General features: G+C 38.5%; 14 protein-coding genes. 7 read left to right on the top strand and 7 right to left on the bottom strand.

Annotated features, from left to right (window positions below):
- Positions 1–272 precede the first annotated feature (272 nt).
- Complete coding sequence (locus tag AR337_RS16925; protein WP_059173185.1) at positions 273–1,010, bottom strand: SDR family NAD(P)-dependent oxidoreductase; 738 nt, start codon at positions 1,008–1,010, stop codon at positions 273–275.
- Between the two features lie 328 nt (positions 1,011–1,338).
- Here AR337_RS16925 and fosB point away from each other — a divergent pair, with 328 nt between their 5' ends.
- Positions 1,339–1,758, top strand: a complete 420-nt coding sequence (fosB, locus tag AR337_RS16920) for a metallothiol transferase FosB (RefSeq protein WP_059173184.1) — start codon at positions 1,339–1,341, stop codon at positions 1,756–1,758.
- Positions 1,759–2,073: 315 nt separating this feature from the next.
- On the opposite strand, the gene AR337_RS24075 is transcribed toward fosB, so the two are convergent.
- The gene (locus AR337_RS24075) at positions 2,074–2,163 is read right to left on the bottom strand and encodes a putative holin-like toxin (RefSeq protein ID WP_367576261.1); all 90 of its coding nucleotides are present in this window, start codon (positions 2,161–2,163) and stop codon (positions 2,074–2,076) included.
- A gap of 346 nt (positions 2,164–2,509) precedes the next feature.
- On the opposite strand from AR337_RS24075, the gene AR337_RS16915 reads away from it, so the two are divergent.
- The 3 genes from AR337_RS16915 to AR337_RS16905 all read left to right on the top strand — a co-directional run bounded on the left by AR337_RS16915 (position 2,510) and on the right by AR337_RS16905 (position 4,000).
- Positions 2,510–3,277 carry a SurA N-terminal domain-containing protein gene (locus AR337_RS16915; protein ID WP_059173183.1) on the top strand — a complete coding sequence of 256 codons (768 nt, stop codon included), beginning with the start codon at positions 2,510–2,512 and terminating at the stop codon, positions 3,275–3,277.
- A gap of 194 nt (positions 3,278–3,471) precedes the next feature.
- Positions 3,472–3,720 carry a hypothetical protein gene (locus AR337_RS16910; RefSeq protein ID WP_059173182.1) on the top strand — a complete coding sequence of 83 codons (249 nt, stop codon included), beginning with the start codon at positions 3,472–3,474 and terminating at the stop codon, positions 3,718–3,720.
- A gap of 4 nt (positions 3,721–3,724) precedes the next feature.
- Positions 3,725–4,000, top strand: a complete 276-nt coding sequence (locus AR337_RS16905; protein ID WP_059173181.1) for a type II toxin-antitoxin system RelE/ParE family toxin — start codon at positions 3,725–3,727, stop codon at positions 3,998–4,000.
- Between the two features lie 195 nt (positions 4,001–4,195).
- Here the strand turns inward: AR337_RS16905 and AR337_RS16900 are convergent, their stop codons facing one another.
- A complete protein-coding gene (locus AR337_RS16900) occupies positions 4,196–5,398 on the bottom strand; it encodes a polysaccharide deacetylase family protein (protein WP_059173180.1) in 1,203 nt (400 codons plus the stop codon).
- A 661-nt stretch (positions 5,399–6,059) separates the two neighbouring features.
- Here AR337_RS16900 and AR337_RS16895 point away from each other — a divergent pair.
- Both AR337_RS16895 and AR337_RS16890 read left to right on the top strand, forming a co-directional pair.
- Entirely contained in the window at positions 6,060–6,677 is a 618-nt protein-coding gene (locus AR337_RS16895) for an RraA family protein (protein WP_059173179.1), read from the top strand.
- Positions 6,678–6,764: 87 nt separating this feature from the next.
- Entirely contained in the window at positions 6,765–7,376 is a 612-nt protein-coding gene (locus tag AR337_RS16890; RefSeq protein WP_059173178.1) for a DJ-1/PfpI family protein, read from the top strand.
- A gap of 440 nt (positions 7,377–7,816) precedes the next feature.
- On the opposite strand, the gene AR337_RS16885 is transcribed toward AR337_RS16890, so the two are convergent.
- Positions 7,817–8,203 carry an immunity 22 family protein gene (locus tag AR337_RS16885; RefSeq protein WP_082687045.1) on the bottom strand — a complete coding sequence of 129 codons (387 nt, stop codon included), beginning with the start codon at positions 8,201–8,203 and terminating at the stop codon, positions 7,817–7,819.
- 44 nt (positions 8,204–8,247) lie between these two features.
- Complete coding sequence (locus AR337_RS16880; protein WP_059173177.1) at positions 8,248–8,616, bottom strand: hypothetical protein; 369 nt, start codon at positions 8,614–8,616, stop codon at positions 8,248–8,250.
- Between the two features lie 237 nt (positions 8,617–8,853).
- On the opposite strand from AR337_RS16880, the gene AR337_RS16875 reads away from it, so the two are divergent.
- Positions 8,854–9,738 carry an aminoglycoside phosphotransferase family protein gene (locus AR337_RS16875; protein WP_059173176.1) on the top strand — a complete coding sequence of 295 codons (885 nt, stop codon included), beginning with the start codon at positions 8,854–8,856 and terminating at the stop codon, positions 9,736–9,738.
- 277 nt (positions 9,739–10,015) lie between these two features.
- Here AR337_RS16875 and AR337_RS16870 read toward each other — a convergent pair whose 3' ends face one another.
- Together AR337_RS16870 and AR337_RS16865 are read right to left on the bottom strand one after the other, a co-directional pair.
- A complete protein-coding gene (locus AR337_RS16870; RefSeq protein ID WP_059173175.1) occupies positions 10,016–10,963 on the bottom strand; it encodes an ABC transporter permease in 948 nt (315 codons plus the stop codon).
- Positions 10,963–11,898 carry an ABC transporter ATP-binding protein gene (locus AR337_RS16865; RefSeq protein WP_059173174.1) on the bottom strand — a complete coding sequence of 312 codons (936 nt, stop codon included), beginning with the start codon at positions 11,896–11,898 and terminating at the stop codon, positions 10,963–10,965. The genes AR337_RS16870 and AR337_RS16865 overlap by 1 nt, the downstream gene beginning before the upstream one ends.
- Between the last annotated feature and the right edge of the window lie 271 nt (positions 11,899–12,169).

The following is a 12,169-nucleotide window of genomic DNA, read 5'->3' as shown; positions in this document are numbered from 1 at the left end:
ACTCTTTTAATGAAAGGTAACGAACATCAATTAAAAAGGCGCTTACCTTATTAGGCAAGCGCAACTGATTTGCATATTATTCTCTTCAATTAAGAATATATTAGTTTGGATTAACGGGTGATTTGGAAAAAAGATTTGTTTTCTATTTCCTGGTTGACCACTTAAGAAATGAAATGGCTCTCCCAACATGAAAACTGGGAGAGCCAATTAATGTATTCGCAAAGGAGTTTTTATTATATTCTGATAGGTAAAGATAAAAATTTTTTTAAGGCTTAAATGGTATCTTTACCACCATCAACAATGTAAGTCTGGCCAGTAACATAAGATGCTTCATCGGATGCTAAGAAGCAAACAACATTCGCAAGTTCTGACGGTTCACCTATTCTACCCATTGGGATTGCTTCTGAATATACTTTTAACATGTCATCGTCCACGTCTTTTAAAATACCAGTATTCACTACGCCTGGTGAAATACCATTTACCCGAATGTTATCACGGGCGTAATCATGTCCAGCTTGGCGAGTTAGCATTAGTACTGCTCCTTTTGAGGTAACGTAGGCTGGTGAACCTGGTGTGGCATGTCGAGATGAAATAGAAACGGTATTGATAATGGATCCACCACCGTTTTGTTTCATATAAGGAACGGCATGTTTAATACCGAAAAATGGACCATTTATGTTAATGCCTAACACTCGATTCCATTGTTCTTCCGTATATTCCTCTATGTTTGCATAGGCCCCAATAATCCCTGCATTGTTACATAAAATATCAAGTTTTCCGAAAGTATTTACAGCTGTTTCAATTAGATTTTTAACATCTGCTTCCTTTGAGACATCTACTTTTACAGCTTTTACACTTTCACCAAATGTATTTTCCAGCTCAAAAATGTTGTCTGTAATATCTCCGACAACGACTTTTGCGCCTTCCTTAACAAATTTCTCTACGATGGCATAACCAATTCCTGAAGCGCCTCCTGTTACAACTGCTACTTTATCTTGTAATCTCGTCATGATGTATCCCCCTTGTGTTGTTTTACTAACGTACAAGTTTATTTTATCGCTATTCCAAAATACTTTCAATTAAAATGTCTTTAATTAAAAATACCTTAATTGGATTAAATTGAGTTAGATATACTTCAGCTATTTTCCTAAGTAACTGTTCATTTCTTATAAAAGGAAACGGACTGTACGCGTTTTTCGTCTAATTGGTGAGTGCTGGCTTTGGGCGTAGATACCAACTGGTGGCGTAGCTTTCCAAATTGATGGGTGCAAAGTAATTGGCGTGGGCGCCAGCCGAAGAGCTGGCTTTTTACATAAAAGGGCTTGGGGGTTGAGGGGTTTGGCTGTTAAGGGGTTGAATCATTTTTTGTTTTCGGTGAGCGATTTGGAGCGGTCGGTGGCTTTCTATCGGGATGCGCTGGGGGCGAAGCTGCTTGTGAAGGGGCGGAGTACGGCGTATTTCGACCTGGCGGGGATGTGGCTCGCGCTGAATGTGGAGAAGGATGTTCCGCGGAATGAGATTCGGGTGTCGTATACACATGTGGCGTTTTCAGTGGATGAGGCGGATTTTGACGGAATGGTTGAACGGCTGAAACGGCTGGGTGTGGAAATCCTTCCTGACCGGGAGCGGGAAGAACGGGATAAGCGGTCGGTGTATTTTGTGGATCCGGATGGGCATAAGTTTGAATTCCACACGGGGACGCTGGAGGATCGGCTGGAGTATTATCAACATGATAAGGGGCATATGGAGTTTTATTAAATAGGAAACACAAGGCCATGAAAGCAGCCTTGTGTTTTTATTTTTGTTTAATAATTCTAATTGGTGAAAAAACAGTTTGACGAATTATCGCTCATTAAGGTTTTATTTTTAAAAAATAGGATAATTACATAAGTAACATGGAACACTTTATAGAAGTTTGAATTTGTATAAAATATGGTATAATTGTTCCTGGTTAGACGTATATACTAGAAAAGACCGAACATGCTGGTACCATGTCCGGTCTCCAATAGGCGGTTCTCGCAAGGGGCCGGCATCGGGGCAGTTAATCCACCTGAGCAACCACTCTATGGTGGATTATTTGTTTTGTGTAAAAGCCAGTATTGTGACAACGAATCCCGCGAATGTAATCATTAGCGTCAGCGATTCGTATACTGTCACCGGCATCACCCCTTTCAACTAGGAGTAACCGGGCCACCCTTGGACAGACCTATCCTATTGTCCATTATTATACCACCTCATGCATATAAATACGGTCAAATTTTCACATAAAATGGAATTAGGATGTTGGGAAATTTCTAAAAGTGTTTTGGGGTTTAAGAACCTTTTTGCTAATCGTTTTTGAATTTTCTTTTGACTGGCATCCATTTTCATACAAAATGTTTCAATCGTGTTATAAATATTAAAAATGAGCGCATACTGTTTCTTTTTCGTAAGATTTTCTTTATAATGCCCACTAGGTGATTTTTTTGAGGGGAAAATTATACTTCTAGCTAAAGTAAGGAGATTTGTTATGAAAAAAATGATGTTTATATTAATTACCGGTCTTTTGGCCGTTGTTTTAGCGGCATGCGGAGGAAATGAAGAAAGTAAAGATGCTAAAAATGATGATAAAGCAAAAACTGCACAAAGCGATTATAAGAAAGAACAGCAAAAGAAAATGGAAGAAATGCAAAAGAAATTAAAGGCACAGCAAATAGATGAAAAGAAAACTGTTGCCATAGTGAATGATAAAGAAATTTTAGGTAGCGACTATAATAGCACTTTAGCATCTATACAAGGACAAATGCAGCAAATGGGACAAGATCCGACTTCTAAAGAAGCTGCAGAGCAAGTGAAAAACCAAACAATTGACAGCTTAATCGGACAAACTCTTCTTCTTCAAGACGTAAATAAAAAAAACTATAAAGTTTCAGAGGCAGATATTAAAAAGCAGCTGGACGAACTAAAAAAACAGTTTAAAACAGAAAAAGAATTCGAAGCCGCTCTTAAAAAATCCGGCATGGATATGAAAACACTTGAAACCCAAATAGCTGACGATATTAAACTTAAACAGTACTTTGAGAAAGAAGTGCCGGCTGGTAAAATAACCGATGAAGAAATTCAACAAACGTATGATCAATTTGCGGAACAAGGAAAGAGTACTGGACAAAAAGTTCCAAAGTTTGAAGAAGTAAAACCGCAAATCGAACAATCTCTTAAACAGCAAAAACAGCAAGAAAAACTCGCTCAGCAGGTTGAAGAGTTAAAGAAAAATGCAAAGATTGATATTAAGATTTAAGTTGTTGCACACAAAAATGAACAGTTCAAGGGGTTATTGATAAATGCCCCTTCAAACGAAAAAGAAGATGAATCTCTACAAAATGTAGTGTTCATCTTCTTTTTATTTACTATATCAGTACTAGTAGGTAACGGTGTCTATAATTCAAAATAATAAAGTATAATAAAGGAAATAAGTGAATAGGAGGAGTTCAAATGAAAAGGCTATATGGGCATGCGGCGGATATCATAAAAGAAATAGTCCGTGAAGGAGAAACAGTTTTTGAAGTCGATGGAAAAAAGTATTTTTTATCCCAACTTGAAGAACCAGGGACTTCAGTTAAAGAAGATTTTGAAAATGATCCCGAGTTAAAAAAGAAGTTAATTCAGGCAAAAGATGACATTTCGAATGGGAAAGTTTACTCAACTGAAGAGGTTTTGGAGATGATTGAGCAAGGGGATTAATAACATGAAAATAAAATGGACGAAACAGGCCTTGGAAGGATTTTCTCAAATACGGAGCAAGCACTTTACCTTGTACGAAACCAAGGAATATAAAAAGGAAATAGTGAAAATAATCGAAAGGAAGATTTCCCTTCTTGGTACAAGTATTCCAGCCAATCAGCCAGGTTGGGAAGGAACTTATAAAATCGTAGTAGATAAGTATATAGTTTACTATTCTTTTTCGGAGGATCACACAACTTGCTATGTAGAATACTTTAAGCATTCCAGACAAGAAAGGTAAGCTAGAATAGATTTACCTCCTAGGATTATTACCAACTATAAAAAAGCGCTAAACTATAACATCGTCCAGCGCAATAAATGTTAATCTCGAAAACTCATGTTATTTTTGTACCGAAATCGGTCCCGAAAGTACAAATCATTAACGTACCTACTTACAGATACAGACGCTCTACCTTGAATATCCATATAACGGATTTTATTTCTCTTTCTTAAAATACCTTTCAGGTCGACTCTCTCTATCTAAAACATAATCAGCGTCTAGTAAATCTGTTAATAGATGAGGTTGCTCAATAAATGCCATACCATCGATACGACGACGATCTTGAGTATATACATTATTTATGACTTCTGTATATGTTGTGGGTCCAACGGCAGCGATCACCTCATACCCTTCTTCGGCGAGATATTGAAATTTTTCCCCACCATGGTTTACACGGGAACCAAACGGATAAAAGTACAAGGGGGTTGGTCCAGTAATAATCTCCACTTCTTCTTTCCAGCGTTTCGTGTCACGTTTAATGCGTTCTAATGTCGCCTTCCCGATATCAATATGAGCGTAAGAGTGATTTCCGAACGTCCAGCCGGTTTCTTTGAGGCGATTTACAACAGCGATGGCTTTCTCCTTCTCTTTCTCATAATGAGGGGAATCAAGATTGTTAGTCCGATACCCAAGAACCCCTTCGTATCCAGTCAAAGCAATGACTCCCTTTGCTCCTTCATAGGAAAAATCAGGATTTTCTTCGACAAAAGTATCTAAGATAGGAATGATTTCATTTTCGTAAGAAATCACTTCTTTCCCTTCCGGATTAATCGAATAGGTGGCTACATGACCCTCATTATCTAAAATTAGTTGATGAATGTTTCCTTCTTCTCTCATGTACTTGTAGTAGTTCACATCATCAATAGAAATGACTACTGGTTTTTTCCCTTCAGGAAGTTTAAGTGTTTTTTCCTTGATCTTTCCATCAACCTTTTCATAAACATCTTCCAAGTGAACAAGGATGAAATCATGTTTATGCAATTCTTCCAAAGTTCTATTAAACTCGTCGACGGTGATGAACCAATCATTGTACCCTTGAGCTTGTGGACCTGAAAAAGACAGTTCCGGGTACGCCATAAGGGGATGGAAAAAGATGTGTTCGACTCCCCCCTCATAAGGAACAAGAGTAACACTTTCCTCCTTACCTTCCTTTTCCATGGCACCCTCTCGAACATTTTCTTCAATATTCTCTTCAAAACTTTCATTATGACTTTCTAGTTCACTTTCAGATGAGGCTTTGTCACCTGCTTCTATTATTTCTGTAGCATCATTCTCGTTTTGATTTACAGTCAAGGATGCTTCTTTACCAGAGCAAGCTGATAAAAAAAGTAAAATGGTTAAAAAGAGGTAACGTTTCATTTTTTAGTTCTCCTCTCCCTCTTGCATGAATCTACTATCTCACGCTATTGATTAAATGGCCTTTAATGAAACAATTCTATTGTCACTTTGCAGTTTTCAACTCATTTAAAATAGTTTCATCTTTTACTTGCTGATTGTCTTCCACCAGCTTACTAATCCAGTAGCGAGTAAAATTTAGCCACAAGCACATGCAGCACTTCAATGCTTGCCCCCACTGAAAGCTACAAGTTAATTCTCCAGTTTACGAATAAGGAATAGATTTTCTCTTCTTTTCCCACAAGAGTAGATATAAAACCAGTGACTTCTTTGTTTGTAATTGATTCTATAATAAGTGATTCCAGTATATTCATATTCAAAATCGATACAACACTAAAGTTCCCACAATGTTCAATTACAAAAAAATTTGAAACCATTGATAATTTCCCCGAGCAAATCCACGCCTGCATAATTATCCGGCTTGATGTTGTATACCGTATTCCTGGTAAGCTCCAATGCTTCAGCCATCTTTTACGACAAAAATTCCTGGCTAACCAGTAAACCGATGGTTGGTCACCGGATTGATAACCTTGTCTTATAGAAAACAATAACTTTATTATATTTCTAAATGAATTCAAGCAACTGTATAATTTTAGTAAATACTCAATTTGAAAAGGAGATTTCTATGGAACCTATTGTTGAGCAATTTATGAACATACCCACTACCTGTATTTCAGATGTTGTGGATGGTTTAAATAATATGCATCCAACTATTAAGCCTCTAAAAGAAGAATACAGACTTGCTGGAAGAGCTTTAACTGTGAAGATTCCTGTTGGTGATAACTTAGTGCTTCTAAAAGCAATCCGTGAAGCAAATCCCGAAGATATTATTGTAATTGATGCTAAAGGGGATCAATATCGAGCCATAGCTGGGGACTTTATTGTAGGGATGGCTCAAACACTTGGAGTTGGTGGAATAGTTGTTGACGGTGTGATTCGTGATATTGTTGACATTAAGAAACTAAATTTCCCTGTTTTCGCCAAAGGGACTTCTGTAGCTGCTAGCGGAAAAACTGGAATAGGTGAAATCAATGTTCCGATTTCTTGTGGTGGAACAGCTGTAAATCCAGGAGATATTATAGTTGGTGATGCAAATGGCGTTGTGGTAATACCACAATCTGAAGAACAAGACATCTTGAAAAAAACATTGGAAAAAATGAGGAAAGATGAGATTAGAGAAGAAGCGGTCGCTGGTAACGTCGAGGCTACTAAGCAATACTTAGATAAAATGCTTTCCAAATAGACATTAAACAGGAGAGGAATTCCCCTCCTGTTTTATTTGTAATTTGCCGAATGTAAGTATGTTTATACATAAAAGGAGAGAATAAGGGTGAAGATACAAATTGTATTATTTGAAGGATTTGGGGAACTTGTCGCTTTGGCACCTTTTGAAGTTTTAAAGCGGGGCATCGAGGCAGGAGCTCCATTCGAGATTGAATTAGTCGCAAGCCGGTCTCGAAAAGAAGTCGTCGCATCCTTTGGCGTTCAAGTGAGGGTCCATGATTTTTTACGTTTAGACAACAGACCAGATTTGTTAATCATCCCTGGCGGTGGCTGGAACCATAAAGCCCAACATGGGGCCAGACATGAGGCGGAGAAGGGGGAGTTAACACAGATCATCTCGGCTATGCATGGCGAAGGTACGATTGTGTGCGGAGTTTGTACAGGCGGCATGTTAATGGCTGCTTCAGGTATTTTAAAAGACAAGAAAGTTGCTATGCATTATCTGGCGAAAGATGAACTTCCTAGATATGGAGCTGATTACTTGGGATATCGAATTGTTGATGAAGGTAGTGTAATCACAGCTAGGGGAGTTACTTCAGGAATTGACCTAGGATTATGGATTATTGAGAGGTTTTCGGGAGCTGAGATTGCAGCTGCAGTTGAACATCGCATGGAATATGAGCGAAGAGGGGTCGTTTGGAGAAACCCCGCCAATTAGAAATTCCGTTTTTTGTGTGGAATAAGGAAAAACTTGATTTAAAGAAAAAGGAGAAATGAAAAATGACAATAGCAGTCATATATGGGAGAACCGGTCACAATGGCAATTAGGAGATGCTGCTAATGATTCAGTTGTTATAACTTTACCATTATTGGTTGGGGTCACAGGGGTATGGAGGTTGCAATGGCTTACGTTATAATTTTACTATCTCATTGTATTCCACCTCCTTACTAATCCAGTAGCGGTTAAAATATGCAGCACTTCAATGCTTGCCCCCACTGAAAGCTCCAAGTTAATTCTCCAGTGAGGGGCATAAGTTTTGAGATCCATACGGGGACGCTTGAGGACCGGCTGGCGTATTACCGGCTGAGTAAGGGGCATATGGAGTTCTACTAATCTATGTTGATAAAAAAGATAGCGCCAATCCAATTTGATTGGCGCTATTTATATTGCACTGCCCCTATATAGTGCAGCGTGTTCAATCCACTCTTGTCCATTTTTACACAGGAATTGTACTGAAAGTTATATAGCAATACAACGGCGTTTACTTTTTCATGCGCATTGTTTGCTAACATACCTTTGAATTTCGGTATAATGACTTCATCATAAGATGCCCCTTCTAAAATTTGGTTTAGATTTGAAAGTGGTTGTTGATAGAATATAACCTCCTGGAAATCGAGGTCATAATACTCAATAGAAAAACCCCTTTCGAAATTGGAAGGAATGGCTTCTCCATCTTCATCATACTCAATAGAGAGATATTCGCTGAAATTTTCAGAAGAGCTAAACTCCCCTACCCATAATGAAACGTACCCTTCTTGCTCCATGATATCCTCCTTATTCGTATGGTTTTCATCCTTCTGGTAAACTTTCAACATTCATAATCGGTCTTCAAATCATTGGTGATTTGTTCAAGGAAGTCCCAATTAACTTCATCAAGTTCGTATGTTAACTGTTCAATTAGCTGGAAAGCCTGTTGGTCCATGCCGGCATCGTATCCATACTTGGAGAAGTATTGATTTTTAAAATAAACAAACCAATAATACTGGCTGTAAAGGACTTGTTCGATTGTAAAAGGAGAACCGGCTGCTATTTCTTTGCTAAATTCCTTTAAGATCAAAAAATAATGCAGTACCTTCGTTAGGTCTTCATCATCGAAAGTTATTATATTTGATAAATCCAGCCTAGAATGGAAGGTTTGGAACAAAAGTTCAAGTTGGTCTTTGGTAATAATGTTCATTTTGGCACCCTATTCGGGGTAGTAATTTCTAGCTAACCGACTCATTATTCCTTTAGCAGCTGGCCATCCTCACCAACCCTGTTCGCTGAGTATATAGTTAAATGTACCATATTCAGGAAAAAATTGAAGGAGAATTGTAGTTTTTCGATACCTAAGTTCACTGCTAAGAGCATGCACATCATTGACCGAAAAGCTTATAATTAAATTGGAAATATACCGGGAAAGGAATGAGTTAAGATAAAAATTGATTCCGCATTAGTAGCTAAACTAATAGAAGAGCAATTCCCCCAGTGGGCTCATTTAGATATTAAATCGGTTAAAGTGAGTGGTAATGATAATCGTACTTTCCACTTGGGGAATGACATGAGTGTGCGGTTGCCGAGTGCCCCGGGGTATGTACCGCAAGTAGAAAAGGAACAAAAGTGGTTGCCGGTTTTAGCAAAAAAGCTTTCATTGCCTATTCCGATACCAGTTGCGAAAGGAACACCGAATGAGGACTATCCATTCCCTTGGTCAATTTACAAGTGGCTTGATGGAGAGACGGTCACTAGAGAAAACGTAATAGATTTAAATCAATTTGCAGCCGATTTAGGCGGGTTTTTACTTGAGTTGCAATCCATTGACGCGAGTGACGGCCCGTTGGCTGGAGTTCATAATTATTACAGAGGCGCACATCTATCCGTGTATGACAATGAAACGAGAAATGCAATCAGGAGTAATCGTGATGTTTTTGATGAAATATATTTGATAAGACTCTGGGAACTGGCTTTAGATTCCAAATGGGAACGAAAGCCTGTATGGCTTCACGGAGATATTGCGCCAGGAAATATTTTAGTACAGAACGGGAAGCTTAGTGCCGTAATTGACTTCGGAATACTGGGAGTAGGAGATCCTTCTTGTGATGCAGCTATGGCTTGGACCTTCTTTGATTTTGAGAGCAGAAGAGTTTTCAAGAATGTAGTAAAGATGGATGAAGAAACATGGAATCGAGCAAGAGGATGGGCTCTGTGGAAGGCTTTAATCACCTATGATGAATACAAGGACTCTGACAGTACGAAATCAAATGAAGCGTATAAAGTAATCCTGACAATCATTGAAGATTCAGAAACAATTTTCAGCTGAACCTGGAAATGAAACGGCTTCTCTTTTTTGCGAGTTATTCGTCGGAACCATGCTTTTGGGGAATCCGAAACCAAGGTTACATTCCTGGCTCTGTAAAAACTCGTAAAAAAAACTCAACTCCGATACGAAGAGATGTTGGCGGCTAGGTCTATTGTAAATCTCGACTTTGTCAGCAAATTAGAGTAAAAGAGGAGCATTCACACGGAATGCTCCTCTTTCAAGATTGCCACTCAGCACAATTATCTTATGAATACCAGGTGTTACTTTGCAGGAAAGATTAAATACTAACATCCCGTTTTTGGAAAATGGTGAACGTGAGCAACATGAAAATAACATAGTAGACTGATAATGTTAGCAATGAAATTGGCAGTGTGACATCCTCAAGTATTTTGTCTTGAAGTGCGTACACAGTCAAATCCATGTGGGGGAAGATCAGGAACTTCGCCCAGGTATATTTTTCTGCCAACATGACAATCAAGCCGCCAAGAGTTGAAGACAGGAACAAAACAAATATCCCGATTCCAACCGCCAAAGCCTGGCTTTTAAACAATGTAGACAGCATGAAGGATATTGTAATAAGAATCAAAAGGCTTGGCAGGTAATACAGGACCTTCAAGAAAAACTGTGGTCCAATTTCAGCGAGTTTTCGCCCTCCTTCAAGGGAATATTCAAAAAATTCGGCATTGAAACCACCGTTTCCAAAGATGAGCGAGCCTGCAATATAACCTGAGACAATAAGAACGACAACCAGCATTAATGAATAAATGATCGCTGAGAGATACTTTGACAAAAGGATTGCCCATCTTTGATGAGGCCTGATTAGCAGCTGTTTAATCGTCCCATCGGAAAACTCGGAGGATACAATGGCACTGCTGACGATTACAGCAAAAAGTGTAACAAGCGTAGTAACACCATACACAGTCTGATTCATAAAATGCCAATTGCTCATTTCATTGGGATTAATATTTTCATCCAGATACTTTTGTTGTTGCTGTAAATCCGCGATCATCCATTCTTTTTCTTCTTCAGGTGCCGTTTTTAAATCCTTCTCCAATTGGTTCACGCGGACTTGTGTTTCCTCACGCCAATTCTCACTAGGTTCCTCAGTGAAATTTTTCTGAAGGATGCCTCCAAGGACGACAGCAATTAAGATAATAATCATATAAATCCAACTGGATTTCTTTCCAAAAATCTTCCCTATCTCATTCTTAATTAACAAGGACACTATTCTTTACCTCCTGTTCCCTTTGCAGTTAATTCGAGGAATCGATCTTCTAGCGAAGCCGTGACTTGGTTAATGGCATATACGCTAATATCATTTGTGACTAATAACTTATTCGCTTCGGCTGTCGCTTCTTTATCTAGGTTTATAGAAAACTGGTCTTCCCCTACTATTTTCATTTCATTTCCTAAATCGTTTTCCCTTAATATCTGCATGGCTGCTTCCAGGTTATTAACCACGAATAGAACAGTTTGTACGTCCTTGCCGTCATCATGAAGTTGATTAATTGACGAAATATGAATCAATTTCCCCTGTTCAATAATGGCAAATCGATCACACATCAGCTGCATCTCGGACAATAAATGAGAGGATACGAGAACGGAAATGCCTTCTTTTGCAATGGACTGCAAATATTCCCGGAACTCTCGGATTCCCTGGGGATCGAGTCCATTCGTTGGTTCATCAAGGATTAGTAAAGATGGATTATGTAACAATGCTTGTGCGACGCCCAATCTTTGCCTCATCCCAAGTGAATAAGTCTTAACCTTTTGGTGGATGGCGTGTTCAATGCCGGCAAGCTTTGTGACTTCTTGAATCCGCTCTTCGGTAACTTTGGCCTTCGCCATATTTGCATAGTGTTTTAGATTTTTATATCCGCTAAGGTATTTATAGAATTCCGGATTTTCAACAATTGCGCCAATTTCACTCATTGATTCTTTAAAATGAGTGTCCAAATTAAAACCATTTACAATGACATTTCCTTGCGTACGCCCTATCAGGCTAACAATCATACGGATAATAGTCGTTTTCCCTGCTCCGTTTGGACCAAGCAGCCCAAAGATTTCTCCTTTTTCAACCGAGAAGCTGACATCGTTGACAATTACTTTGTTCTTAATTTTTTTCGTTAAGGATTGAACTTCCAATGCTTTTCCTGCCATTACTCTCCCTCTTTCTACAAATTAAACACCATAAACACTATGTTAACAAAGAACAACCAGATTTTGGTGTTTAAAACGTTAAAAGATTGTAAAAATAATCTATTCTTTAGCTAACTGCATCGGTATTTTGAGTCGGAAACACTGACTATGACTCGAGAAAATAAAGGTTAGAATTTGGCGTTTGTAAAAACTGGTGAAAAAGCTCAACTTCGATACGAAGATATGATGGGTGGCCAGGTTATCTTTTACCTTCAATAATAAATCTAATAAA

It is taken from the genome of Bacillus sp. FJAT-27445 (assembly GCF_001510665.1).
Classification (GTDB): Bacteria; Bacillota; Bacilli; order Bacillales; family Cytobacillaceae; genus Bacillus_D.
This window is presented reverse-complemented; position numbering and strand designations above follow the sequence as displayed.

Excerpts from the sequence above, each read along its gene's own strand:
- AR337_RS16925 (WP_059173185.1), bottom strand. The coding sequence starts at position 1,010 with ATGACGAGATTACAAGATAAAGTAGCAGTTGTAACAGGAGGCGCTTCA.
- AR337_RS24075 (WP_367576261.1), bottom strand. The coding sequence starts at position 2,163 with ATGCCGGTGACAGTATACGAATCGCTGACGCTAATGATTACATTCGCG.
- AR337_RS16915 (WP_059173183.1), top strand. The coding sequence starts at position 2,510 with ATGAAAAAAATGATGTTTATATTAATTACCGGTCTTTTGGCCGTTGTT.
- AR337_RS16910 (WP_059173182.1), top strand. The coding sequence starts at position 3,472 with ATGAAAAGGCTATATGGGCATGCGGCGGATATCATAAAAGAAATAGTC.
- AR337_RS16905 (WP_059173181.1), top strand. The coding sequence starts at position 3,725 with ATGAAAATAAAATGGACGAAACAGGCCTTGGAAGGATTTTCTCAAATA.
- AR337_RS16900 (WP_059173180.1), bottom strand. The coding sequence starts at position 5,398 with ATGAAACGTTACCTCTTTTTAACCATTTTACTTTTTTTATCAGCTTGC.
- AR337_RS16895 (WP_059173179.1), top strand. The coding sequence starts at position 6,060 with ATGGAACCTATTGTTGAGCAATTTATGAACATACCCACTACCTGTATT.
- AR337_RS16885 (WP_082687045.1), bottom strand. The coding sequence starts at position 8,203 with ATGGAGCAAGAAGGGTACGTTTCATTATGGGTAGGGGAGTTTAGCTCT.
- AR337_RS16880 (WP_059173177.1), bottom strand. The coding sequence starts at position 8,616 with ATGAACATTATTACCAAAGACCAACTTGAACTTTTGTTCCAAACCTTC.
- AR337_RS16865 (WP_059173174.1), bottom strand. The coding sequence starts at position 11,898 with ATGGCAGGAAAAGCATTGGAAGTTCAATCCTTAACGAAAAAAATTAAG.